The sequence below is a fragment of the Stenotrophomonas sp. 112478_Sma genome, assembly GCF_056479905.1.
Genome location: NZ_CM151072.1, coordinates 3,863,200 through 3,885,410 on the forward strand (window position 1 = coordinate 3,863,200; position 22,211 = coordinate 3,885,410).

Consider the following 22,211-nt stretch of genomic DNA (forward strand, 5'->3'; position numbering starts at 1 on the left):
GGCGGACGCGATCACGCCGCCGCGCGGGCCTGACGGTCCGGCTGCAGGCGGAACGCGGACACGGCTTCGGCCAGCGCGCGCACCTGCGCCTGCATCTGCGCGGTCGACGAGCCGGCTTCTTCCACCAGGCTGGCGTTGCGCTGGGTACTGGCCTCCATCTGCACGATGGCGTGGTTCACCTGGGCGATGCCCGCGTGCTGATCCTGCGAGGCGCTGCGGATGCCGGCGAGCAGGTCCGCCAGCTGCTGCACGCTGCCGACGATCTCGTCCATGGTGGTGCCCGCCTGCGCGGCCTGCACGCTGCCCTGGCCGACGCGTGCCACGGAATCCTCGATCAGCGCCTTGATCTGCCTGGCTGCCTCGGCACTGCGCTGCGCGAGCAGACGCACTTCCGCCGCCACCACCGCGAAACTGCGGCCCTGCTCTCCGGCACGCGCAGCCTCCACGGCGGCGTTGAGCGCAAGGATGTTGGTCTGGAATGCGATGCCGTCGATCAACTGGGTGATGTCCCCGATGCGGTGCGATGCTTCACTGATGCCCTGCATGGTCTCCACCACCTGACCGACGGCCACCCCACCCCGCTGTGCAACCGCTGCAGCCCCCTGCACCAGCGCGTCGGCACGTCCGGCGGCGTCGGCGTTGCGGCCGACGGTGTCGGTCAGCTCATGCATCGAGGCTGCGGTCTCTTCCAGATTGGCCGCCTGCTGCTCGGTACGCTGCGAGAGGTCGTGATGGCCGGCAACGATTTCACCGACACCGCTGTCGAGGCTGGCGGCGGCGCGCTGGATGCGGGTCACGATGCGGCCGAGCTGTGCGACGGTTGCATTGGCGTCGTCGCGCATGCGTGCGAACACGCCCTGCAGCTCACCTTCCATGCGCACGCTGAGATCCCCACGGGCCAACGCCGCCAGCAATGCCTGCAGGTCCCCCAGGTTGGTTTCAAAGGTGGACAGCAGGCGGTTGATGCTGGTGGACAGCGTATGCACGAAACCGTGCTTGCCCTGCAGCGAAATGCGCCCGTGCAGGTCACCCTGCGCGGCAGCGTCGACCAGTGCCGCCACCTCGGTCTCCAGCAGCGTTTCCAGCGCACGGCTGCGCCACTCCAGCGCCACGCCCAGGAACTGGTCGTCATCGACGATGGCATTGGCGATCAACTGATAGCGCACACCGGCATGACTGATTTCCCGCTCCTGGCGGTGGCGCGCGTCTACCAGGCTGGCCAGGGCCGGATGCAGGTCCCGCGCGTCAGTGCCGACCAGCGCGTCGGCCTGCAGGCCCAGCACGTGCCGCAACGCAGGATTGGCGTAGGCCACCTGGCCTTCGGCATCGACCACCATCAGCCCGGTCTGCGCGCAGTCCAGGGCCTGGCGTACGCGCGTGTTGCCACGGGCCATCGCACGCTCGGTCTCGATGCGCGCACGCAGCCGCTGCTGCATGTCCACCAGGCGCTGTGCCAGCTGGCCGATCTCGTCGTTGGCGTTGTGCACGCGCAACGTGGTATCGAGCCGGTCATCGGCGATGTCGCTGGCGAACCGCAGGGTGTCCTGGATCGGCCTGCGCACCGCGCGCAGCACCAGCAGCAGGCTGGTGATCAGCACGCCGGCCACCAGCAGCAGGGTGAGGGCGAACAGCACGCTCATGGTGCGTGCACCGGCCTGCTGCCGCGCCTGCGCCAGGGCCAGCGCATTCACCTGTGCCTGCTGGAAGGCGGCGAGCGCAGGCGCCACGCCGGCAGCCGTCTCCAGCAGCGATTGCGTCTCCACATCAAGGCCGACGCGGGCAGCGGTATAGCCAAGCAGTGCCGACTGATAGGCGTCCATGCCGGTGCGGAGGGCCTCCTGCACGTCGGGCGGCAACCCCGCCAGCGCCAGATCGAACGGCAGCTTCTCTTCGCTGGCGCGGTCGGCATGAGTCGAATCGCCATCGAGCAGCAGCAGCGCTTCCTGGCGCCGCATCTTCTGCAGGTGCAGCGCCAGTGCCGGCCGGTCCAGGCCATCCACCCGCTGCTGCAGGGCATCGGCGGCCTGCTGCAGCTGTGCAGCCAGGCCCGCATCACCACGCCCCATCTCGTCCACACGTTCGAACAGCGCGGCCACTCCCTGCGAGAATCCCTCGGCGGCCTCGGTGAGCGCCTGCAATGCCTTGCGGCGACCGGCATCCATCGGCATCGCCCTGAGCGCCTTCAGATCGACCTGCAGTGCCTGCTGGGCCGCCTGCAGCTGGCTGCGGTCGGCATCGTCGAAACTGCGTGCATACTGGGTCTGCAGGCGACGCGCCTCCGCCACCCGTGTCGCCAGGCGTGCGGCCAGATCGCTGCCACGCTGGTAACTGGCCTGGCTGCGTGCGGCCTGACTGCTGGCATGGCCGGTCCAGGCATGGACGGCGGCGATCGCCACCAGGCCCGCGCCGCAGACCAGCAGGGTGGCCTTGAGTTTGTTGGCCACGCTGAGCCGATGCGGCTGCAGCCAGACCAGCAGGCGTGGAAGCGCCGAGCGCATCGCGATGAGACGGGTGCGCAGGAACCGAAGGGGGACGACGGCCGACATCACAGACTCCAGGCGGAAGGACGCACCTGTATCGGCCTGACCGGCGACAACTTTAGGCACATTGCCGACGCTGTGGCACGCACCGTGCCGGTTGCGCTCTTTGTACCGGCCCCAGGCGACGGAGACGTGACACGGCGCCCGCGCTTGACCTCAACCCCGGTTGCGGTTGCACAGTGGGATTCTTCCCACCTGCCGCCCTCGCCATGACCCCGCTCGACGTCCCCCGTTATCTGCAGCGCCTGCAACTGGATGCTCCGCCGTCGCTGGACCTTGCCGGACTGACCCTGCTGGTGCAGCGCCACAACGCCCTGCTCCCCTTTGAAACCCTCAGCAGCCTGCTGCGCGACGCGGTGCCGATCGATCTGGACAGCGTGCAGCACAAGCTGCTCGACCAGCAGCGCGGCGGTTACTGCTTTGAACTCAACGGCGGCCTGCTGGCGCTCCTGCAGGCAGTGGGCTTCGACGCACAGCCGCTGAGCGCGCGCGTGCTGCTGGCGGCACAGGACAATGCCCCGACGGCGCGTACCCACCTGCTGCTGCGCGTGCACGTGGAGGGAGAGGACTGGCTGGTCGATGCCGGCTTCGGTGGCCTGACGCCGACGGTGCCGCTGCGGCTGTACGAAACGGCGCCGCAGGCCACGCCGCACGAGTCTTTCCAGCTGCAGCAGCTGGCGGGTGAGGACGACTTCGTGCTTTCCGCCCAGGCGGGCGACGCATGGCGGGCGATGTACCGCTTCGACCTGCGGCCGCCAGCGCCGATCGACAACGTGGTGGCCAACTGGTACGTGTGCACGCACCCGGATTCGGGTTTCCCCGGCCAGCTGCGCGCGTCACTGGCCGGCCCGGACTGGCGGCGCACCATCGGCAGTGGCAACTACACCGAGTACCGCCCCGGGCAGGCGCCGCTCAAGCGTCCGCTGCGCGATGCCGCCGACGTGCGCGACGTCCTGCAGTCGGCATTCGGCCTGCGCGTGCCGGACGATGCGCGGCTCGACCCGGCGATCACCGATTGGCTGCAGCGCTCGCACGCCGCATCACGGTAGCACCGCGCGGCACGGTGCCCGGGTTACAACGTCACCGGCGCCTGCAGCGCAATGCGGTTGCCCTCGCTGTCGCAGATCTCGGCCACCCGCCAGTGGCCGGCATCTGCCGGGCCGCGGCAGCCGTGCAGCTGGACCGGCGCATCGATGCGCACCTGCAGCCACTGCTGGTAGAAGGCGATGGCGCGAGCCAGGTCGCTGGCCGGAATCTCGACATGCGCGATGGGGTTCATCGTCGCAGGATGGCGCCGCCCTGACATTCCGTGCGCATCGTTGCGGGCATGCTGGCCTGCCCACCCTTCGCGGAGCGCTGCATGACCCTGGCCGATCACCGAAGTGCACTGGCGCCACTGGGCCATCTGCGCGTCGCCATCAATCTGGGGAATCCGGTCCTTGCGCAGGGCGACGCACGATCGCCGCGCGGCCCCTCGGTGGAGCTGGCCACCGCGCTGGCGCAGCGGATGGGCGTGCAGGCGCGATTCACCTGTCACGATGCGGCCGCATCGGTGGTCGCGGCGGCAGCCGACGACGCATGGGACCTGGCCTTTCTCGCCATCGATCCGGCACGTGCCGGCCGCATCGCCTTCAGTGCACCGTATGTGGAGATCGAAGGAACCTACCTGGTGCGCGAGGACAGTCCCGCGCGGCAGGTGGCCGATCTGGATCGCGATGGGCTGCGTATCGCCGTTGGCCGCGGTGCCGCCTACGATCTGTTCCTGAGCCGGGAACTGCGGCACGCCACGATCGAGCGTGCCGACACGTCGGCGACGGCCATCGATCTGTTTGACGTACGGCGCCTGGATGCCGCCGCTGGCGTGCGCCAGCCACTGCAGGCCTGGGCACTGCAGCATCCGGGACACCGCGTGCTCGCCGACCGCTTCACTGCGATCCAGCAGGCCGTGGCCGCACCTGCAGCGCGCCCCGCTGCCGCCCTGCGGGCCCTGTTCGACGAGGTCGAGGCGATCAAGGCAGGGCCCCTGCTCGAGGACGCTTTCGCACGTTCCGGACAGGCGGTCACCCTGGTGCGATGACGCAGCGGTGGCCCGCAGCACGCGGCAGGTGGCTGCGTGCGCCGGGCCGGATCAGCCCTGCGTCTCCATGTGCCGCGCATGCTCGCTGGCCTGCGCATGCAACCACTCACGGAAAGCGAGGAATCCACGGTGGCGCGCCGAGCGCTGCGGATACACCAGCCAGTGCGGCCAGGCCGTTTTCAGCCGCTGCTCCGACAGCGCGACCAGCTGGCCCGAATCCAGCAGCAGGCGCGCGCGCGTCAGCCGGCCCAGGGCCACACCGACGCCATCGAGCGCTGCACGGTGATGCGCTTCCGAATCGTCGAGCACCGCCACGAACCGCGAAGGGGGGCTCTGCCCGATCAGGGCAAACCACGCGGCCCATGCGCCATCCGGATCGCCCAGCAGCGGCCACTGCGCCAGTGGAGCACGGTCGATGCCGCCCATCCGCGCGATCAGCGCCGGGCTGGCCATCGGCACCAGCCACTCATCGAACAGCCGCTCGACCACCAGCCCGGCCCATTGCCCGCCGCCTACGCGCAAGGCCGCGTCGAACTGCAGCTGCCGATCGAAATCGACAAGGCGTTCGCTGGACTGCAGGTTGATCTCGATCTGCGGGTGTGCGGCGACGAAAAGACCCAGCCGTGGCACCAGCCATGCGGAGGCCATCGACGGTACGGCGCTGATCGTCAGCACATGTTCGGCGCGCGCGGCGTAGCGCTGGAACACCTCGTTGATTGCATCCAGGTGCGGCCCGACCCGATCGAGCAGGCGCTGGCCCTCCAGGGTCAGTGCGACCCCGCGCGCCTGGCGGACCAGCAGCGGCTGGCCGAGGCGTTCTTCGAGCTGCCGCATCTGGTGGCTGAGCGCGCTGACGGTCAGGTTCATCGACGCCGCGGCGCGTGACAGGTTGCCCAGGCGCGCGGCAGCCACGAAACCCTGCAGGGCATGGAGGGGTGGGCGGGACATGAGGCTTGAATCCTGTTCAAGTCAAGCTTGCGGAAATGTCGCTTTTTACGTCCTCATGCTGCCCGTATCGTTCAATCCACTCAAGTGGAGCGACGATCATGAACATCTTCAGCAGTCTGTTGTTCCTGCACGGTCACATCGCAAGCGCCGAGCTGGCGCGCCAGTTGGCCACGCCGGTAGCCAGCACGACCGGGGTACCCGCAAAGCCGTACCGGAGCACACACCTCGACCGTCCAGCTGCGGTGCAGGTGCCTTGCCCCACCTGCTCCGCCCCGCGCTGAGCGAGGCAGCGGCGGGCTTACCGGGGCCGGGGCGCTAATGCCCGTACCAGGCCTGCACATGGGGCGGCAGCGATGGCAGCGGGTCGATGTCCAGCGCGCGATAGCCATCGAGAGTATCGCGCAGCACCGCCGGTCCGGGGCTGCCCGGCATGCGCAGGCTTTCCTCTTCCGGCAGCTGCAGGGCGGCCCAGTCATGCAGGCGATCCAGCCGCTGGACCATGGCGGCGCGCAGCCAGGGGCGCAGCGGGAAGGTCCGATATCCGCGCCCATCCAGCGTACGCACAGCATCGGACAGGGCCTGGTTCGCGCCACGCACCCATTCGGTGCGTCCGCCGGCCTTGTCCTGCACGGTCATCGGTGCCGGCGCGCGATGGGCTCGGAAGGGGGCACGCAGCTCCAGCTCCAGGTCACGCGCATCGCGCTCGGTTTCCGCCTCCACCAGCGCCCCGGCGCACAGATCGAAGAACTCGAACCAGCGCCGATGCAGTGCGCTGATGCGACCGAGCGGGTCACGCGAGAAGCCGATCTTGGCGTAATCCTCCCAGGCGCAGGGAAAGACGTAGGCGAAGACACGACCATCGATGCGGATCTGCGGTTCCATCGGCGCAGGCTGCATCGCTTCGGACGCGATGGCAACCGGGCCGAACCGTGCGCCGTTCGGGTCACGGCCGCTGCAGCACGTCCTCCACTGCGGCAGCCACGTCGGTGTTGTCGATGTAGCTGCCATCATTCCACCGCACATGCTGGCGGTAACCGGCGTCGATGCCGCGCACGCGGGCGGTGAGCCGCTCGGCGCCGGCGCCCTTGGCCCACAGCGGTACCAGTGCATTGGAATGATTGCCGGTGGGGCGGAAGCTCATCCCCGGCATCCGCCCGCGCCCGTTGTTGCGCACCGGCTCGAACGCCACCTGCTGCGCGTCGGGGCCCATCGGCATGCTGTTGTCGTGGTCGGTGGTGACGATCAGCAGATTGCGCTGCCATCCGCCGTTGCGCTCGATCCACGCCACCACCGCCGATACCGCATCGTTGAACTCGACCGTCTCTTCGATCAGGCGGCCGTACTGCGGCTGGTCGCCGCACTGGCCGTAATGCCATTCCGTGCCGCACGCGCTGGTATGCGCGGCCCAGTCGGTGGCCCCGCCTTCCACCATCAGGAACAGGCCCTTGGACGAGCGCTGCTGCAGGAACTGCAGGGCGCCGCGGGTCATGGTCGCCAGGTCCGGCACGCTGTCGATCTTCCTCACGCCGGAGGGAGTGGTCTCATCCCTGCCCAAGACCTGCAGCTGACGCGCCTGCTGCAGGGTGCTGGCCACACGCGGTACGCCGATCAACGGGCGGTCGGCTTGCACCCTCCCCTGTGCAAGCGCAGCGAACGCTTCCCTGCTGCGGATCAACCGCCACGGTCCGGCAGGATTGCCAGCGATGGGGGTGCCTGCTTCCAGCTGCTGCCAGTCCTGCTGCGACACCCACTCCCAGGGGTTCGCGCAACCTTCTTCCTTCACTGCGCCTGCATCGTCATCGCAGGCGCGGCCATCGACGCTGTAGCCGGGGCCGCCGGTTCCCATGACCAGGTCCATGTGGCCCTGCGCCAGCATCTGGTGGGCGATGGCATGGTAGTTGTTGCGCGACGCGTTCTGCGCGGCGAACGCGGCCGGTGTCGCGTGCGAGAACGGCACCGAGGTGACCACACCGGTTGCCATGCCCAGGCGCTTGGCGCGCAGGGTGTTGAACTCTACCGCGACGCCGTCGTTGTTGACGTTGATGGCGTTGTTGTACGTCTTGATGCCCGACGACAACGCCGTGCCCGCCGCGGCGCTGTCGGTCGCCACCGCGGCCAGGTACTGATAACCGGCGAACGGAAGATCCGCTGCCGGTACCGGGGTGGCATCCCATGCTTTCGCGGCGTCGTAGCCGAGCGTCTGCGCCGAATCGTGCGTGGGCTGGCTGCTGGCGTTGAGCGGGAACGTGGCCACCGCAAGGCGCTGCGGGAAGTGCGCGTACGGAGCGCCTTCGCGACTGCCATACTGCCAGTACGCGGCGGCATCCCAGGTTCCCCAGCCCGCGCCGTCGTTGATCATCACGATCACGTTGTGCGGGTAGCCGCCGGTCGCCACCGGCGCCTGCGCACGCGGTGCCGGCTGGCAGCCGGCGAGGGCTGCCAGCGCGGCCAGAATCGAAGGGTAGAGCCAACGGCGCGGCGTGTGTGCGGTCATCGTGCATCCTGTGGGGTCGGGCAGGCGGCCCGGAATGCGCGACGTTATATCATTGCAATATTGCAGATTCACGCATCGTGGCAGCGGTATCCTGTGGAACGTCTCCCCTGCCGCGCCACCATGCCGTCTCCACGTCCCCCGGTCTCCTCGATCACCCTGGATGCCGGCAGCTTCGCGGTCATCCACCAGGAGAACGCCGACCTGCAGCGTCCGCCTGCTTCACTGACCAAACTGATGACCGCGTACGCAGCCTACGAACAGGTCGCATCCAGCGCCGCCGCTTGGGAGATGCCGGTGACCGTTGCCGCCGAGGACGTGCACGCGGTTGCTGACGATGAAACGCGCATGGGCCTGGTGCCCGGCGAAACGGTCACGCTGGGCCGGCTGCTGCAGGGCATGCTGGTGGTATCGGGCAACGACGCGGCCCTTGTGCTTGCCCGCCATCTGCACGGCTCGCAGGCGGCGTACCTGCAGCACATGAACGCGCTGGCGCGGCGTCTCGGCCTGGGCAGTACCTGGTTCGCGTCGGTGTCCGGCATCACCACGCCGCGGCACGTATCCAGCGCACGCGACATGGCGGTGCTGGCGGGCCGCCTGCTGGCAGATCATCCGCAGGTGCTGGCCATCACCGCACAGCCGGCGTTCGCGCACGGGACGTTCAGCCGCAGCAACCAGAACGCACTGCTCGCCGATGAAGGTGTGGACGGCCTGAAGACCGGCTATACCCGCGCGGCCGGGTTCTGCCTGGCGGCTACGGCGCGCCGCCCCATCGCCGGACACGCGCAGCCGGTGCGATTGATCACCGTGGTGCTTGGCTCGGAAGACCGCGAAGCACGCGATGCGCGGGTGCGCAGGCATCTTGCCAGTGGATTCGCCGCGTTGGCCGGCGACACCGTCGCAGAAGCCTGAGCTGCGCGGGCAGTCAGTCCCGTACAACGGTGGATACGATCACCCGCTGCAGTTCGCGTTCCGCGTCGGCTTTGCCGATCGCGCCATTGGCCACCGCTTCGGACAGCGCTTCGGCAGCGCCGAGGATCGCCCAGCGCCCCTCCACCGGTACCTGGCCGTCACCGGCGAACGGGCCCAGCCAGTCCGCGCAGTTGTCGATGAACTCCTGCTGGTAGCAGTGACGCACCTCGCGCAGCTCCGGCGCGCCGACCAGCGCTGCGAGGATGCTCTGCACGTCGCTGCCCTGGCTCAGCACGCAGTCGATGTAACCGGACGCGATGGCCGCTGCGCGCGCGGTCAGTTCTGCCGGCGCCGCGGCGATACGGTCATTGAAAATGAGCGTCTGCCGCTGGTCGTAGTCATGGTAGAGCGCCGCCAGCAGGCCGTTGCGCGTCACGAAGTGATCGTAGGCCACCGGCTTGGTCACGCCCGCCGCTTCGGCCAGGCGCCCCAGGGTCAAGGCATCGGTGCCTTCGGCGCCTACCAGCGCCCATGCGACATCCAGCAGCTGGCGGGCCCGCTGCTCGCGGGTCAGTCGGCGACGCGTGGGGGTGTCGGTGGCAGGCATCGGCGGAACACGGCTGTCAGCTCGTTGGATGTCCGATTTTACGGCCGATCTCCATCGCGGTCTGCAGATGCGCCGCGGCCGCCCCGGTGTCCGCCTCCAGCAGCAGGGTGGAGGACAGCACGCGCGCGCCGCAGTAATCGAAGATGCCCATGTCGATCTGCGTGTTCATGGCCGCGCCATAGCCACGGCGTTCAATCATCGCGGCATCGGCACCCCCGATGCCGACCAGATGCACCTGCAGCCGCTGCAGCCGCTTCTCCACTTTTCCATCGGCACCCTCGGCGTAGGCCCAGCCCTGGGTGAAAACGCGATCGATCCAGCCCTTCAGCAGCGCCGGGAACGACCACCAGTAGAGCGGGTAGACCAGCACCAGCGTGTCGGTCGCATCCAGCCGTGCGTGCTCGGCCGCCACATCGGCCGGTGGCGGCGCGATGCCGCGGAACAGGGCCTGGTCCTGCCCGTTGAAGCGCGGGTCGAAGCCTTCGGCCATCAGATCGGCCATGGCGGTGGTATTGCTCTCATCGGCATCGGCGATGGCCTGCGCGATGCGAGCGGCTACCGCGTGGGTCAGCGAGGCAGGATCGGGATGGGCAACAACAATCAGGCTGTGCATGGGCAACTCCTTGGAGATTAGTTACTAATGGTAACTAGCGAACCCAGCCCGATCAGCACTGCCAGCAGGACACTGTTTCTGGCGTTCTGTATCGCCTCAAGTCAAATGCAAATGATTCGTGATACGATTGTTAAGGAGATCTGAAACCCCACACGGACGTCCCAGCCATCGCCAGTGGACCCCTCACCCGGAGTACCGCGCGATGTTGCATGCCAGTCTGAAGTCCCGTCGTTCCGTTGCCACGCTGGCCGTGGCCATCGGCCTTGCCCTCGCCTCCCAGGCCCACGCCGAGGCGTCAGCCGATGCCGCCGCCAAGCAGATGGACACCGTGGTGGTCACCGCCACCGGCGCCCAGCAATGGATCCGGGATGCCCCCGCCAGCATCAGCGTGATCACCCGCGAGGACATCGAGCGCAAGCCGGTCAGCAGCATCGGCCAGCTGCTGAGCACCGTGCCCGGCGTGACCGGCGGTTACGCGCTGTCCGGTGCGCAGTCGAAGATCCGGCTGCGCGGCCTGCCCGAGCAGTACACACTGATCCTGATCGATGGCCGCCGCCAGGGCAGCTCGGCCGGCGTGAACTATCGTGATGACCTGGGCCCGCAGGATCTGAACTGGCTGTCGCCGGACATGATCGAACGCATCGAAGTGGTGCGCGGCCCGATGTCCTCGCTGTACGGATCGGACGCGATGGGGGGTGTGATCAACATCATCACCCGCAAGATCGCCGACCACTGGGGCGGCTCGGCCACCTTCAACTACAGCAAGCCCGATTCGGACACCCGCGGCAACACCACGCAGATGGGAGCGCTGTTCAGTGGCCCGCTGACCGACAACCTGGGCGTGCGCATCGGCGCCAACGTCACTGACCGCGAATCTGACCGCGGCGCGCGGCAGACACCGGGCAACAAGGCAGCGAACGCCAACGTGCTGTTCAACTGGCGCATCAGCGACAGCCACGTCGTGGGCGTGGAGGCCTCGCGCGGAACGCAGCGCAACAGCGGGGCCGGCCAGGTCAACAGCTGGGGGCTGTCCAAGCTGGTGCAGACCGGCTACGTGATCCGCCATGACGGCACCTACAGCGACGCCACCACGTCGAAGACCACGCTGGTGCAGAACGAATACGAAGACAAGGGCAGCGACGTCGGCAACCGTTCGAAGGAAACGGTGTTCGATACCGCCTTCAACACCGGCTTCCACTGGGGCGTCGAGCACAGCCTGAATGTGGGCGGGCAGTGGAAGCGCGAGGAGTTGGAGAACAGCGACACCATCGGTACCGTTCCGGTCACCTGGACGGGCAGCGGCCGCATCAGCCCGACCAGCGAGGCCGACTCCTGGGCGCTGTTCGCCGAGGACCACCTCACCCTGCACGAGCGCTTCGTGCTGACCCTGGGCCTGCGCTGGGACAACACGGAAAACTACGATGACAACCTGAGCCCGCGCATCTACGGCGTCTGGCACCCGGCCGACGCATGGACCGTGCGCGGTGGCATTTCCAAGGGCTTCCGTGCCCCCAACCTGAAGCAGGGAACGGCCGGCGCTGCGACCCAGTCCGGCGGCAACGGCTGCCGTGCCCTGACCGCCGAAGGCTGGAGCAGCCGTTCGGTGAATGCCGACGGCACGCGCGGCTGCTACATGGCCGGCAACCCCAACCTGGAACCGGAGACCAGCACCAACTACGAGCTGGGCGTGGGCTTCGACCGCGAGGGCTGGTCGGCCTCGGCCACCTACTTCCTGACCAACTTCGACGACAAGATCGAACAGGTGCCGCTGAGCCAGATCCCCGGCCAGACCACCAGCTTCGTCAACGGCTACTGGTGGACGGTGGCACAGAACATCCAGAAGGCACGCACCCGCGGTGTGGAAGCCAGCGTGACCGTGCCGCTGCACGAACGCCTGAACTGGACCACCCACGCCACGCGCATGCTGGAATCGAAGAACCGCACCACCGGCGCCACCCTGCTGGTAGTACCGGAGCTGACCGCCAACACCTCGCTGGAATGGCAGGTGACCGATGCCTGGTCGTTGAATGCCAGTGCGCAGCACATCGGCAAGCAACTGGTATCGGCCACCAGCGCCACCTTCGCCAAGGCGTACACCACCTGGGATCTGGTGACCGGCTTCGACGTGAACGAGAACCTGACCCTGCGTGCCGGCGTCCTGAACGTAGGCGACGTGTCCACCATCGACGAAGGCAACAACTACGACGGCGGCGCGCGCACCTTCTTCGTGGGCGCCACCGCACGGTTCTGATGCAGCACTGGCTCGGATCCCTTCGCGCAGCGAAGGGATCCTGCCGTGCATCCGCGGCCCTGCCTCAGCGGAACAGCGCGTTCAGCGCCGCACCCGATGCTGCCGCCTGCAGGCCATCAAAGCGGCCTTCCTGCTGGATGGGATCGGTGGCCCGCATCAATCCCCCCCACGCCGCACGGGCCAACGCCCCGCCCAGGCTGACCCGGCGTACCCCCATCGCAGCGATGTCCTGCAGCGTCAGTGACGTCGGTCCGCCCACCAGCAGGTTCACCGGCTTGCCGCCGGCCGCGGCCACCACCGCCTGGATCTGTCCGGCCGTGGTGATGCCCGGTGCGTACAACACATCGGCACCTGCGGCCGCGTAGGCACGCAGGCGCTGCAGCGTGTCTTCCAGATCCGGTACGCCCACGAAGAAGTTTTCCGCCCGGCCCACCAGCAGCACATCGGCCGCGGCGCGATCGATGGCCGCACGCGCCGCACGCAGGCGTTGCACGGCCTCCTCCAGCGGGCGCAGCGGCGCGTCGGCCAGACCGCTGGCATCTTCAATCGACAGAGCGGCGATGCCCGTATCCAGGGCCGCCGTCACGGCCTCAGCCACGTCCTGTGGCGTGGCGCCGAAGCCATCGCCGAAGTCTGCGTTCACCGGCAGGTCGGTGGCGGCCACCATCAGCCGCAGGTGGTCAAGCGTCGCCTGCAGCGATACCGCACCATCGGGGCGACCTTCGCTCCATGCACACCCCGCGCTGGTGGTGGCCAATGCCAGGAAGCCCTGCCGCTGCAGGTAGCGCGCGCTGCCGATGTCCCACGGATTGGGCAATACGAAGCAGCCCTGCGCATGCAACTGCCGGAACGTGGCACGTCTGCGGGCAGTGGTGGCATCTGCGCTGTTCATGGCGGGTATCCGTGCGGTGAGCTGACCACCCTATCCGGGCCGCGCACAGGACTCAACGCACCTGCGGCGCAGCATCAGGTGATGCCACCGGATCATTGGACGCGGCCCCCGCATCCGTCCGACGGTGACGGTCCGCCGTCCACGGAAACAACCATGCCGCGCTCACCGCATTCTTCTGACGCCATTGCTGGCGACGACACCGATGCACACCAGGCCGCGCCGTTCTCACCCAGCCGGCGCCGCCTGATCGCATCGGCCGGCTTGGCCGCAGGTGGCCTGGCCGGCGCCACGCGTCCGGCCGCCGCAACACCGGCCCGAGAGGTGGCGAACACGACCGCACCGGGGCGTCCCGGATTCCAGGCGATCGTCCCGCCGCCGGCGCAGGGCCGCAGTCCCTGGGGACAGGACACCGCCAGCGAACCGACCCCACGACCGCGCAGCACACGCCCGGGCGAATCGCCATTGCCGACCCACCCACGCCCCTACACCGACATCAAGAGTTACCACGCCCACATCTATTTCGACGAGGACACCTCGGCCAAGGCCGCACTGATCCGGCGCTGGGTGGCGGAACGCTTCCCGGTGGAACTGGGCAACTGGAATCCGGAGCCACGCGGCCCCCATGTCACTCCGTCGTTCTATTTCGGCTTCACCAACGATCTCCTGCCGGTCGTGGTGCCATGGCTGCAGCTCAACAGCCTGGGCCTGACGATCCTCATCCACCCCAACACCGGCGATGGGCGCGCCGACCACCTGCATTACGCGCTGTGGGTGAACCGCGCGCAGCCGGTGAACGCCTACGACTGGCCCGCGCCCCGGCCGGGCGAACAGGAGCCGCTGGAACAGGTGTTCCCCAACGTCGTGCCGACGCGGCCGCTGGAAACCTGAGCAGACCCGCCCGGCCTGGCCGGGACAGGAGCGGCTGGCCGCCATCGTCGGCGTACGTGCGGGTATCAGCAGCCGTCGCCACGTTCAGCGCGCCTTGAGGCGCTGCCCGGCATACGGGCACAAGCGCTTCCAGCGATTTCAAACAATCGATTGAAACGCGGCAAACTTCGCCGAACTGGACAGCATCGGCCGCTTCCGCCAGACTGCCGCCCTTTCCAGTCGATCGGATCCCATGGCGAAGCTGCTGGTCCTGCACGGCCCCAACCTCAACCTGCTCGGTACCCGCGAGCCGGAGGTCTACGGTCACACCACCCTGGCCGATATCAACCAGGCGCTGGCCCGCCAGGCCGATGCCGCCGGGCACGTGCTGGAGAGTGTGCAGTCCAACGCCGAACACGCGCTGGTGGACCGCGTACAGGCCGCCCGCACCGACGGCACGGCGTTCATCCTGATCAACCCGGCCGCGTTCACCCACACCTCGGTCGCCCTGCGCGATGCGCTGGCGGCCGTGGCCGTGCCGTTCATCGAAATCCACCTGTCCAACCCGCACGCCCGCGAACCGTTCCGCCAGCACAGCTATTTCAGCGACAAGGCGGTCGGCGTGGTGTGCGGCTTCGGCGCCGACAGCTACCGCTACGCGATGGACGCGGCGCTGCTGCGGCTGTCCGCCACCTGATTGTCGACCCGGGCGCCCACGGCGCTCTCCTCACCTAGATAGAAACCCAAGAGGCCCTCATGGATCTGCGCAAAATCAAGAAGCTGATCGACCTGCTGGAAGAGTCGAACCTGGCCGAAATCGAAATCAAGGAAGGCGAAGAGTCCGTGCGCCTGTCGCGCGCGCCGGTCGCCGGCTATGCCGCCCCGGTCGCCGCTCCGGTGTATGCCGCCCCTGCCGCGCCGGCGCCGCAGGCAATGCCGATGCAGTCGCCGACCGAAGCCTCCACCGGCGGCACCGCCAAGCCGGGCCCGGCGCTGCCGGAAGGCCACGTGCTGCGTTCGCCGATGGTCGGCACCTTCTATGCCTCGTCCGCTCCGGACAAGCCGGCCTTCGTCACCGTGGGCCAGCAGGTCAAGGAAGGCGAAACCCTGGCCATCATCGAAGCGATGAAGATGTTCAACCCGATCGAAGCCGACGCGTCCGGCACCATCGTCGCCATCCTCGGCGAGAACGGCCAGCCGGTGGAGTTCGACCAGCCGCTGTTCGTGATCGGCTGAGGGGCACGCCATGCTCGACAAAGTCGTCATCGCCAACCGAGGGGAGATCGCGCTGCGCATCCTGCGCGCGTGCCACACCCTGGGCATCCGCACGGTGGCCGTGCACTCCACGGTCGACCGCAACCTCAAGCATGTGGCCATGGCCGACGAGTCGGTCTGCATCGGCCCGGCGCCGTCGCCGCAGAGCTACCTCAACATCCCCGCCCTGATCGCCGCGGCGGAAGTCACCGATGCCCAGGCCATCCATCCGGGCTACGGCTTCCTGTCGGAGAACGCCGATTTCGCCGAGCGCGTGGAGGAATCCGGCTTCATCTTCATCGGCCCCAAGGCCGACACCATCCGCATGATGGGTGACAAGGTCGAAGCCATCCGCGCCATGAAGGCCGCCGGTGTGCCGTGCGTGCCCGGCTCGGGCGGCCCGCTGGGCGAGGACATCGTCGCCAACACCAAGATCGCCCGTGAGATCGGCTACCCGGTCATCATCAAGGCAGCGGGCGGCGGCGGCGGTCGCGGCATGCGCGTGGTGCACGCCGAAGCCTCGTTGAAGACCTCGATCGAAACCACCAAGAGCGAAGCGAAGGCGGCGTTCGGCAATGGCGAGGTCTACATGGAGAAGTTCCTGGAGAACCCGCGCCACGTGGAGATCCAGGTGCTGGCCGACGGCCAGGGCAATGCCATCCACCTCGGCGAGCGCGACTGCTCGATGCAGCGCCGTCACCAGAAGGTGGTCGAGGAAGCACCCGCACCGGGCATCACCGCCGAGCAGCGCGAGCAGATCGGCAAGGTCTGCGTGGAGGCCTGCATCCGCATCGGCTACCGCGGCGCCGGCACGTTCGAGTTCCTGTACGAGGACGGCCGCTTCTACTTCATCGAAATGAACACCCGCATCCAGGTGGAACATCCGGTCACCGAAATGGTCACCGGCATCGACCTGGTGGCCGAGCAGCTGAAGATCGCCGCCGGCCAGAAGCTGTCGATCAAGCAGAGCGACGTGGTGCTCACCGGCCATGCCATCGAGTGCCGCATCAACGCCGAGGATGCTGAAACCTTCGTGCCGAGCCCGGGCACCATCACCGGCTTCCATCCGCCGGGCGGCCCCGGCGTGCGCGTGGACACCCACATCTACAGTGGATACCGCGTGCCATCGAACTATGACTCGATGATCGGCAAGCTGATCGTGCACGGCCCGGACCGCGAAACCGCGATCGCCCGCATGCGGGTGGCGCTGAGCGAAATGGTGGTCGACGGTATCAAGACCAACATCGCCCTGCAGCAGCGGATCATGCGCGACAAGGGCTTCCAGGCCGGTGGCCAGAACATCCACTACCTGGAAAAGCGTCTGGCCGAGCGCAAGAACAAGCCGATCGCGCTGACCTGATCGGCACAGGTGCCGGACACGAAAAGGGCGGGGATATCCCCGCCCTTTTCTGCTTTCTGCAGCGCCTTCCCCCGCGCCCGGCGTACCGGGAAAAGCTGCCGCGCGTGAGGGCCCGGCGCTGCAGGATCGGTGTCAGTGCCTGTCGGCCGCGGTTGCCGGAATCTGCGAGTTCGGCAGCGGGCGCACACCATTGGGCGAGGTCGGATCGACGATCACCATGGTCTCGGTCGAGCCATCGGGCCAGACCACCTGGAAGGTGCTGCCCGCCGGCAGCGATGCGAACGGCACGCCGCTCTGCGCGCGATAGACCGCAGCGACCTGGCTGGCGCCGGCGCGGCGCAGGTCTTCCTGTGCCTTCACCGTGGTCAGCTCCACCTTCGACAGATGCCGGTAGCGATCCTCGTAGGTATCGATCATCAACAGGCCCACCGCGCCGGCCGAATACGCCACGAACAGTGCCACCCAGAACCAGAACTTGGCTCCGTGAAGGAATCGACGGTAGTTCATGGCCTGCTCCCCCTTCCAATCAATCGCTTGATCCATTCGTTCATCTTCCCAGCACCTTGCCGCGAAACCGCAGCGTCATACACGAAATCCCGGAAATCCTGCGTCTCATCCTGCGAACAGATCCCTCCATTCGCACAAAAACTGTTGACCAGCACGCTGTCGGCCCCACACGGTAGACCGAGTTCGCAGGCCGCAAGCCGCCACGCCATTTCGCTGAGCTGCTCGCCGGCCACCAGCCCGTCCAGTGCACTGTCACCGGCGGCGCGCACGCCCATTCCCGGAGCGAGGGCCATGAATGCCTCCGGATCGCGCGACAGGCGCACGCGCTCGACCAGGCCACGGCGGTAGTCCGCGCTGTCATGCAGCGGCTCACCTTCAGCGAACAGCGCGGCTTCGGCCGCCAGATTGCCCTGCGCGGCCGCCTTGCGACGCTCCGCCAGCACCAGCGCCGCGCCCAGTTTGTCGCCGGGCACGAACCCGCCGCAGCGCTGGGCCACGCGCTCGCGCGCATCGACCATGGCCGGTGCGGCACTCAGGCCCAGCCCCGCCAGCACGTTGTTGTCCAGGCGATACCCCCCGGGATCGACCGCGTACTGCGCGCAGTAGTCATACACCCGGCTGAGCATCCAGCGCGCTTCGTGGTTGCCACCGTCGGCCTGCGCACGCAACCGCTGCGCATAGGCGAACAGATCGGTGGCGCCCTCGATGTCGGCCCGGATGTCCAGCGGCAGGCCGGACGGCAGTGCGCCGCCCCGCTCGAAGGCCGCCAGACGCCGCGCCAGCGCCTCGGGCATGACCGGCATCGTCGTCCCATCCTCGTTGCCCGCCACCTGGGCCGTCGGCAGCCCGGAGGCCGCGACCGGAGACGATACCGAGCCCACGTGCCCGCTGGCCCGATACCCGGCCACGCCCAGCACGGCCACCGCCGGCAGCACGAGCAACCAGGTTTTCAGGGTCGGAGCGAGGGCCATCGGCAACGGAAAGCGTCGGGGGCGCACAGGAAAGCGCGCAGTTTAGCAAGGCCCGGCAGGCCTGTCTGAACGGGGGGCGTTCATCTCAGAGCATACGGAGACGCCCCGATGGTCTAGCATGGCCCCCTTTCCCGCGATTGCCCCCGATCCCATGCCGTTCCTGGAACTGACCCTGCGTTGCACCGAAGCCACCCAGCCCCGCTATGAGAATGCGCTGGAGGACGTCGGGGCGTTGGCCGTGACCCTGCTCGATGCCGAGGCCGACACCAGCAACGAGCAGGCGATCCTGGAACCGGGCGTGGGCGAGACGCCGCTGTGGGACAGCCTGGTGCTGACGGCGCTGTTCCCGGCTGACAGCAACGCGCTGTTGCTGCTGGCGGCGCTGGAAGCGTTCGACCCGGAACTGGACTGGAGCGGTGGCAGCTTCCGCGCCGTCGAGGACGAGGACTGGGAGCGTGCCTGGCTGGACCAGTTCCAGCCGATGGACTTCGGCAGCCGCACCTGGATCGTGCCGTGGAACCATGAGCTGCCGGAGGCGGCGCAGGCCGCCGACGCGGCCGTCGTCCGGCTGGACCCGGGCCTGGCCTTCGGCTCCGGTACTCATCCCACCACCGCGCTGTGCCTGCGCTGGCTGGACCAGCTGGCCGTGGACGGCCAGCTGCAGGGCCAGCGCGTGCTCGATTTCGGGTGCGGCTCGGGCATCCTCGCCTTGGCTGCGCTGAAGCTGGGCGCCGCCGAGGCGATCGGCGTGGACAATGATCCGCAGGCCCTGGTCGCGACCGCCGACAATGCCGAGCGCAATGGCGAGCAGGGCCGCATGCAGGTCTATCTGCCACAGGACGAGCCGGTGGCAACCTATCCCATCGTGGTCGCCAACATCCTCGCCTCGGCCCTCGATGCGCTGGCCGAGCTGCTGGCCGCGCGCGTGGCCGGCGGTGGCCGCATCGCACTGTCGGGCATCCTGCATGGACAGGAGCACGAACTGCTGCAGCGTTACAGTGCCTGGTTCGACGACCTGCAGGCGACCCGCGATGGCGACTGGATGCGCATCACCGGCGTGCGCCGCGCCTGATCGTGTTTGAATGAGCGCTCGACCCGAACCCGCACCGTGAGCATGTCCGAGCCGACCCCCGCACGACGTCCACTGGCCACCTTCCTGCGCCCCGCGCCGGAAGGCGGAACGGCACCTGCCGTCGAGGCGCACGTCGATATGCCTGCACAGGCCGGTCCGGCGCCCGAACCCACTGCGGCGGAGATCGAACATGCGCCGGCAGCGGCGGTGATCACTGCGCAACCCGTTCCGCAGCACACCGATGATGTGCCCCCGCATGCCGCGGCGGTGGCATCACCATCGAACCATGACGCACCCGGTTTCCTCGCCCGTGCACCTTCACGCTCGCGCCCGGCGCCGCGCTGGCACTGGCTGCTGGTGGCGGGGCTGGCGGCGCTGCTGATCCTGCAGAGCGTGCTCGCCGACCGCGCGCGGCTGGCCGCCGATGCCGGCCACCGCACATGGCTGGTGGCGCTGTGCAGCGTGCTGCGCTGCAGCCTGCCCGCCTGGCACGAACCCACCGCCTTCACCATGACCAGTCGCGACATCCGCCCGCTGCCTGGTCAGGCCGGCGTACTGCAGGTGCAGGCCAGCATCCGCAATGACGCGCGATGGCCACAGGCCTGGCCCGACCTGCGGCTTTCGCTGTCCGATGCGGACGGACGGGTCATCGGCAGTGACGTTTTCAGCCCCACGCAGTACCTCGGCGAGAACCCGGGTACCGCCGTGCTGGAACCGGGTCAGAGCGCACACATCGCGTTCCGCGTGCAGGAGCCTGCGGCGTCCACTGTCGCATTCACCTTCGAGTTCCTGTGATCGGGACGAAGGCGACCAGCCATGACAGGTCGGGCACGCTCGCGCTAGACTGACCGCCACCACCTCATCCGGCCGCGCGCTCCGCGTGCACGGGCCAACCAGATCGGGAACCCCCTTGAACGCTGTCCTTTCTCGTCCTGACAACAGTCGTGGCGCTCCCCGGCCACCGCTGCGCGAACACGTCGCCCAGTCCGTGCGCCGGTACCTGCGCGACCTTGATGGCTGCGATGCAGACGACGTCTACGAGATCGTGCTGCGCGAGATGGAGATTCCGCTGTTCGTGGAAGTGCTCAACCACTGCGAAGGCAACCAGAGCCGGGCCGCGGCGATGCTGGGCATCCACCGTGCCACGCTGCGCAAGAAGCTGAAGGAATACGGCATCAGCGCCTGAGCGCGGATGGCGACGTCGTGGAAGCGGGGTCACCCGCCGCCGCCCGCCTTCCAGTAATACCGCACCACGTGGAAGAACACCGGTGCGGCGAAGCACACCGAATCCAGCCGGTCGAGCATGCCGCCATGGCCCTCGATCATGTGGCCCCAGTCCTTGATGCCACGGTCGCGCTTGATCGCCGACATCACCAGGCCACCCCAGAACCCCATCAGGTTGATCAACAGCGACAGGCCGAACGCCTGCAGCGGCGTGAACGGCGTGATCCACCACAGCGCAGCGCCCACCACGCTGGCACTCAGCACGCCACCGATGAAGCCCTCCACTGTCTTCGACGGCGACAGCCTGGGCGCGATCAGGCGCCTGCCCAGCAGCTTGCCCCAGATGTACTGCAGCACGTCCGAGGACTGCACCACGATCACCAGGAACGCCAGCAGCAGCACGTTGCGCGCGGGCTCATGCCCGGGCACACGCAGGTTCAGCAGCAGGGGCACGTGCGAAATGCAGAACACGCAGATCATCAGCCCCCACTGCACCTTGGCCGTGCGCTCCAGGTAATGCGTGGTGTCACCGCCGATCGTCGCCAGGATCGGCAGGAACAGGAACGCATAGACCGGAATCAGCAGCGTGTACATGCCATACCAGTCGATCCACACCAGGTAGTACTGCCAGGGCAGTACGATGTAGAACGCCGCCAGGAGCGCGTAGTAGTCACCTGACCGGGTAGGTGCCAGGGTGATGAACTCGCGCAGGGCAAACAGCGAGATGATCGCGAACAGCACGATCACCCCGGCCCGGCCGAACAGCAGCGCCAGGCCGACCACGATCGCCATCACCCACCAGGCGCGGATGCGCGAGACCAGATTGGCGATGACCGCGCTGGGCCGTCCACGCTGCCGCCAGCGCAGGGTCTCGGCCACCAGCGTCGCCAGCACCAGCACCGCGCCGACCCCGGCGAACAGCAGCCCGGTCTGCTGGCCCACGCTGCGCGCGGCGAGGTCACCCGATACGGCGATCAACCCGCTCATGCGCGTCCTCCGTCCGGCGCCAGATCCAGCAGCGCCTGGCGGCTGCGCTGGAGAAACGCCGTCTTGTCCTCATCGGCCTGCAGCCGCAGCGGAGTACCGAAGGTGGCCGTGCACAGCAACGGCAATGGCAGGAACCGTCCCTTGGGCATCACCCGCTTCAGGTTGTCGATCCACACCGGGACGAATTCCAGTTCCGGACGCTGCCGCGCAAGATGGTAGATGCCACTCTTGAACGGCAGCAGCGGCTCATCGCCGACGTTGCGCGTGCCTTCCGGGAACAGGATCAGCGAGCACTCCGCATCCACCGCCTCACGCAGCGCCTGCAGCGGATCCTGCTGGCGGCGCGCCGCTTCGCGCTCGACCAGCACGCCGTTGAACACCGCATCGATCAGGTAGCGCCGCAGGGCGTCGCGCTGCCAGTATTCGGCGGCCGCCACCGGACGCACCTGCCGCCGCAGTGCCGGCGGCATCGACGACCAGATCAGCACGAAATCCCCGTGGCTGGCGTGGTTGCCGTAGTAGACACGGCGCTCGCTGGAGGGCGCGCATCCGACCCATAGCGCCCGCGCGCCGGTGAGCACATGGATGGCGCCACTGCAGGCGCGGGCGATCAGTTCAGCAAACATCGATGTCTCCCC

At 68.2% G+C, this 22,211-nt stretch carries 23 protein-coding genes; 11 read left to right on the forward strand and 12 right to left on the reverse strand.

Annotated features, from left to right (window positions below):
- Nucleotides 1-11 precede the first annotated feature (11 nt).
- Nucleotides 12-2,546 carry a methyl-accepting chemotaxis protein gene (locus ACZK08_RS17585; protein ID WP_065181571.1) on the reverse strand — a complete coding sequence of 845 codons (2,535 nt, stop codon included), beginning with the start codon at nucleotides 2,544-2,546 and terminating at the stop codon, nucleotides 12-14.
- Nucleotides 2,547-2,749: 203 nt separating this feature from the next.
- Between ACZK08_RS17585 and ACZK08_RS17590 the strand changes: the two genes are divergently transcribed.
- Entirely contained in the window at nucleotides 2,750-3,589 is an 840-nt protein-coding gene (locus ACZK08_RS17590; protein WP_065181569.1) for an arylamine N-acetyltransferase family protein, read from the forward strand.
- A 23-nt stretch (nucleotides 3,590-3,612) separates the two neighbouring features.
- Here ACZK08_RS17590 and ACZK08_RS17595 read toward each other — a convergent pair whose 3' ends face one another.
- Nucleotides 3,613-3,819: a VOC family protein gene (locus ACZK08_RS17595; protein WP_065181567.1), complete on the reverse strand. Its 207-nt coding sequence runs from the start codon at nucleotides 3,817-3,819 to the stop codon at nucleotides 3,613-3,615.
- Nucleotides 3,820-3,900: 81 nt separating this feature from the next.
- Between ACZK08_RS17595 and ACZK08_RS17600 the strand changes: the two genes are divergently transcribed.
- On the forward strand, nucleotides 3,901-4,617 hold the full coding sequence (locus tag ACZK08_RS17600) for a transporter substrate-binding domain-containing protein (RefSeq protein WP_065181625.1): 717 nt from the start codon (nucleotides 3,901-3,903) through the stop codon (nucleotides 4,615-4,617).
- A 51-nt stretch (nucleotides 4,618-4,668) separates the two neighbouring features.
- On the opposite strand, the gene ACZK08_RS17605 is transcribed toward ACZK08_RS17600, so the two are convergent.
- From ACZK08_RS17605 to ACZK08_RS17615, 3 genes are all read right to left on the reverse strand, one after another.
- On the reverse strand, nucleotides 4,669-5,565 hold the full coding sequence (locus ACZK08_RS17605; protein ID WP_065181565.1) for a LysR substrate-binding domain-containing protein: 897 nt from the start codon (nucleotides 5,563-5,565) through the stop codon (nucleotides 4,669-4,671).
- A 315-nt stretch (nucleotides 5,566-5,880) separates the two neighbouring features.
- A complete protein-coding gene (locus ACZK08_RS17610) occupies nucleotides 5,881-6,447 on the reverse strand; it encodes a GIY-YIG nuclease family protein (RefSeq protein WP_065181563.1) in 567 nt (188 codons plus the stop codon).
- A 61-nt stretch (nucleotides 6,448-6,508) separates the two neighbouring features.
- Entirely contained in the window at nucleotides 6,509-8,059 is a 1,551-nt protein-coding gene (locus tag ACZK08_RS17615) for an alkaline phosphatase (RefSeq protein WP_065181562.1), read from the reverse strand.
- A gap of 120 nt (nucleotides 8,060-8,179) precedes the next feature.
- On the opposite strand from ACZK08_RS17615, the gene ACZK08_RS17620 reads away from it, so the two are divergent.
- Nucleotides 8,180-8,968 carry a D-alanyl-D-alanine carboxypeptidase family protein gene (locus ACZK08_RS17620; protein WP_065181560.1) on the forward strand — a complete coding sequence of 263 codons (789 nt, stop codon included), beginning with the start codon at nucleotides 8,180-8,182 and terminating at the stop codon, nucleotides 8,966-8,968.
- A gap of 13 nt (nucleotides 8,969-8,981) precedes the next feature.
- Here ACZK08_RS17620 and ACZK08_RS17625 read toward each other — a convergent pair whose 3' ends face one another.
- Both ACZK08_RS17625 and ACZK08_RS17630 read right to left on the reverse strand, forming a co-directional pair.
- Complete coding sequence (locus ACZK08_RS17625; protein ID WP_053515691.1) at nucleotides 8,982-9,575, reverse strand: TetR/AcrR family transcriptional regulator; 594 nt, start codon at nucleotides 9,573-9,575, stop codon at nucleotides 8,982-8,984.
- A 16-nt stretch (nucleotides 9,576-9,591) separates the two neighbouring features.
- Nucleotides 9,592-10,188, reverse strand: a complete 597-nt coding sequence (locus ACZK08_RS17630; RefSeq protein WP_053515689.1) for an NAD(P)H-dependent oxidoreductase — start codon at nucleotides 10,186-10,188, stop codon at nucleotides 9,592-9,594.
- A 202-nt stretch (nucleotides 10,189-10,390) separates the two neighbouring features.
- Between ACZK08_RS17630 and ACZK08_RS17635 the strand changes: the two genes are divergently transcribed.
- Nucleotides 10,391-12,439 carry a TonB-dependent receptor domain-containing protein gene (locus ACZK08_RS17635; RefSeq protein WP_081284364.1) on the forward strand — a complete coding sequence of 683 codons (2,049 nt, stop codon included), beginning with the start codon at nucleotides 10,391-10,393 and terminating at the stop codon, nucleotides 12,437-12,439.
- Nucleotides 12,440-12,503: 64 nt separating this feature from the next.
- Here the strand turns inward: ACZK08_RS17635 and ACZK08_RS17640 are convergent, their stop codons facing one another.
- The gene (locus tag ACZK08_RS17640; protein WP_065181559.1) at nucleotides 12,504-13,331 is read right to left on the reverse strand and encodes an isocitrate lyase/PEP mutase family protein; all 828 of its coding nucleotides are present in this window, start codon (nucleotides 13,329-13,331) and stop codon (nucleotides 12,504-12,506) included.
- Nucleotides 13,332-13,484: 153 nt separating this feature from the next.
- Here ACZK08_RS17640 and ACZK08_RS17645 point away from each other — a divergent pair, with 153 nt between their 5' ends.
- The 4 genes from ACZK08_RS17645 to accC all read left to right on the forward strand — a co-directional run bounded on the left by ACZK08_RS17645 (nucleotide 13,485) and on the right by accC (nucleotide 16,812).
- Nucleotides 13,485-14,219, forward strand: a complete 735-nt coding sequence (locus tag ACZK08_RS17645) for a DOPA 4,5-dioxygenase family protein (RefSeq protein WP_065174419.1) — start codon at nucleotides 13,485-13,487, stop codon at nucleotides 14,217-14,219.
- Nucleotides 14,220-14,451: 232 nt separating this feature from the next.
- On the forward strand, nucleotides 14,452-14,895 hold the full coding sequence (gene aroQ, locus ACZK08_RS17650) for a type II 3-dehydroquinate dehydratase (RefSeq protein WP_065181558.1): 444 nt from the start codon (nucleotides 14,452-14,454) through the stop codon (nucleotides 14,893-14,895).
- A gap of 59 nt (nucleotides 14,896-14,954) precedes the next feature.
- Nucleotides 14,955-15,434 carry an acetyl-CoA carboxylase biotin carboxyl carrier protein gene (gene accB, locus ACZK08_RS17655; protein WP_053515682.1) on the forward strand — a complete coding sequence of 160 codons (480 nt, stop codon included), beginning with the start codon at nucleotides 14,955-14,957 and terminating at the stop codon, nucleotides 15,432-15,434.
- 10 nt (nucleotides 15,435-15,444) lie between these two features.
- Entirely contained in the window at nucleotides 15,445-16,812 is a 1,368-nt protein-coding gene (gene accC / locus ACZK08_RS17660; protein WP_014648613.1) for an acetyl-CoA carboxylase biotin carboxylase subunit, read from the forward strand.
- A gap of 132 nt (nucleotides 16,813-16,944) precedes the next feature.
- Here accC and ACZK08_RS17665 read toward each other — a convergent pair whose 3' ends face one another.
- Both ACZK08_RS17665 and ACZK08_RS17670 read right to left on the reverse strand, forming a co-directional pair.
- Nucleotides 16,945-17,319 (reverse strand): hypothetical protein, encoded by a 375-nt coding sequence (locus ACZK08_RS17665; protein ID WP_065174417.1) that lies wholly within the window; start codon nucleotides 17,317-17,319, stop codon nucleotides 16,945-16,947.
- On the reverse strand, nucleotides 17,316-18,290 hold the full coding sequence (locus ACZK08_RS17670; protein ID WP_053515678.1) for a hypothetical protein: 975 nt from the start codon (nucleotides 18,288-18,290) through the stop codon (nucleotides 17,316-17,318). The genes ACZK08_RS17665 and ACZK08_RS17670 overlap by 4 nt, the downstream gene beginning before the upstream one ends.
- A 151-nt stretch (nucleotides 18,291-18,441) precedes the next feature.
- Between ACZK08_RS17670 and prmA the strand changes: the two genes are divergently transcribed.
- The 3 genes from prmA (at nucleotide 18,442) to fis (ending at nucleotide 20,548) form a co-directional block, all read left to right on the forward strand.
- Nucleotides 18,442-19,362: a 50S ribosomal protein L11 methyltransferase gene (prmA, locus tag ACZK08_RS17675; protein ID WP_053515676.1), complete on the forward strand. Its 921-nt coding sequence runs from the start codon at nucleotides 18,442-18,444 to the stop codon at nucleotides 19,360-19,362.
- A 42-nt stretch (nucleotides 19,363-19,404) separates the two neighbouring features.
- Nucleotides 19,405-20,157: a DUF3426 domain-containing protein gene (locus ACZK08_RS17680; RefSeq protein ID WP_053515674.1), complete on the forward strand. Its 753-nt coding sequence runs from the start codon at nucleotides 19,405-19,407 to the stop codon at nucleotides 20,155-20,157.
- Between the two features lie 115 nt (nucleotides 20,158-20,272).
- A complete protein-coding gene (fis, locus tag ACZK08_RS17685; protein ID WP_005419706.1) occupies nucleotides 20,273-20,548 on the forward strand; it encodes a DNA-binding transcriptional regulator Fis in 276 nt (91 codons plus the stop codon).
- A gap of 29 nt (nucleotides 20,549-20,577) precedes the next feature.
- On the opposite strand, the gene ACZK08_RS17690 is transcribed toward fis, so the two are convergent.
- Together ACZK08_RS17690 and ACZK08_RS17695 are read right to left on the reverse strand one after the other, a co-directional pair.
- Nucleotides 20,578-21,573, reverse strand: a complete 996-nt coding sequence (locus ACZK08_RS17690) for a phosphatidate cytidylyltransferase (RefSeq protein WP_053515673.1) — start codon at nucleotides 21,571-21,573, stop codon at nucleotides 20,578-20,580.
- Nucleotides 21,570-22,199, reverse strand: coding sequence for a lysophospholipid acyltransferase family protein (locus tag ACZK08_RS17695; RefSeq protein WP_065181557.1), 630 nt, complete (start codon nucleotides 22,197-22,199; stop codon nucleotides 21,570-21,572). Before ACZK08_RS17695 ends, ACZK08_RS17690 begins: the two co-directional genes overlap by 4 nt.
- Nucleotides 22,200-22,211: the final 12 nt, after the last annotated feature.

Excerpts from the sequence above, each read along its gene's own strand:
- ACZK08_RS17615 (WP_065181562.1), bottom strand. The coding sequence starts at position 8,059 with ATGACCGCACACACGCCGCGCCGTTGGCTCTACCCTTCGATTCTGGCC.
- ACZK08_RS17690 (WP_053515673.1), bottom strand. The coding sequence starts at position 21,573 with ATGAGCGGGTTGATCGCCGTATCGGGTGACCTCGCCGCGCGCAGCGTG.
- ACZK08_RS17695 (WP_065181557.1), bottom strand. The coding sequence starts at position 22,199 with ATGTTTGCTGAACTGATCGCCCGCGCCTGCAGTGGCGCCATCCATGTG.
- ACZK08_RS17600 (WP_065181625.1), top strand. The coding sequence starts at position 3,901 with ATGACCCTGGCCGATCACCGAAGTGCACTGGCGCCACTGGGCCATCTG.
- ACZK08_RS17645 (WP_065174419.1), top strand. The coding sequence starts at position 13,485 with ATGCCGCGCTCACCGCATTCTTCTGACGCCATTGCTGGCGACGACACC.
- ACZK08_RS17635 (WP_081284364.1), top strand. The coding sequence starts at position 10,391 with ATGTTGCATGCCAGTCTGAAGTCCCGTCGTTCCGTTGCCACGCTGGCC.
- accB (WP_053515682.1), top strand. The coding sequence starts at position 14,955 with ATGGATCTGCGCAAAATCAAGAAGCTGATCGACCTGCTGGAAGAGTCG.
- ACZK08_RS17630 (WP_053515689.1), bottom strand. The coding sequence starts at position 10,188 with ATGCACAGCCTGATTGTTGTTGCCCATCCCGATCCTGCCTCGCTGACC.
- ACZK08_RS17670 (WP_053515678.1), bottom strand. The coding sequence starts at position 18,290 with ATGGCCCTCGCTCCGACCCTGAAAACCTGGTTGCTCGTGCTGCCGGCG.
- prmA (WP_053515676.1), top strand. The coding sequence starts at position 18,442 with ATGCCGTTCCTGGAACTGACCCTGCGTTGCACCGAAGCCACCCAGCCC.
- ACZK08_RS17640 (WP_065181559.1), bottom strand. The coding sequence starts at position 13,331 with ATGAACAGCGCAGATGCCACCACTGCCCGCAGACGTGCCACGTTCCGG.
- ACZK08_RS17610 (WP_065181563.1), bottom strand. The coding sequence starts at position 6,447 with ATGGAACCGCAGATCCGCATCGATGGTCGTGTCTTCGCCTACGTCTTT.
- ACZK08_RS17665 (WP_065174417.1), bottom strand. The coding sequence starts at position 17,319 with ATGAACTACCGTCGATTCCTTCACGGAGCCAAGTTCTGGTTCTGGGTG.
- ACZK08_RS17595 (WP_065181567.1), bottom strand. The coding sequence starts at position 3,819 with ATGAACCCCATCGCGCATGTCGAGATTCCGGCCAGCGACCTGGCTCGC.
- ACZK08_RS17625 (WP_053515691.1), bottom strand. The coding sequence starts at position 9,575 with ATGCCTGCCACCGACACCCCCACGCGTCGCCGACTGACCCGCGAGCAG.
- ACZK08_RS17585 (WP_065181571.1), bottom strand. The coding sequence starts at position 2,546 with ATGTCGGCCGTCGTCCCCCTTCGGTTCCTGCGCACCCGTCTCATCGCG.
- accC (WP_014648613.1), top strand. The coding sequence starts at position 15,445 with ATGCTCGACAAAGTCGTCATCGCCAACCGAGGGGAGATCGCGCTGCGC.
- ACZK08_RS17620 (WP_065181560.1), top strand. The coding sequence starts at position 8,180 with ATGCCGTCTCCACGTCCCCCGGTCTCCTCGATCACCCTGGATGCCGGC.
- ACZK08_RS17680 (WP_053515674.1), top strand. The coding sequence starts at position 19,405 with ATGTCCGAGCCGACCCCCGCACGACGTCCACTGGCCACCTTCCTGCGC.
- ACZK08_RS17590 (WP_065181569.1), top strand. The coding sequence starts at position 2,750 with ATGACCCCGCTCGACGTCCCCCGTTATCTGCAGCGCCTGCAACTGGAT.
- aroQ (WP_065181558.1), top strand. The coding sequence starts at position 14,452 with ATGGCGAAGCTGCTGGTCCTGCACGGCCCCAACCTCAACCTGCTCGGT.
- ACZK08_RS17605 (WP_065181565.1), bottom strand. The coding sequence starts at position 5,565 with ATGTCCCGCCCACCCCTCCATGCCCTGCAGGGTTTCGTGGCTGCCGCG.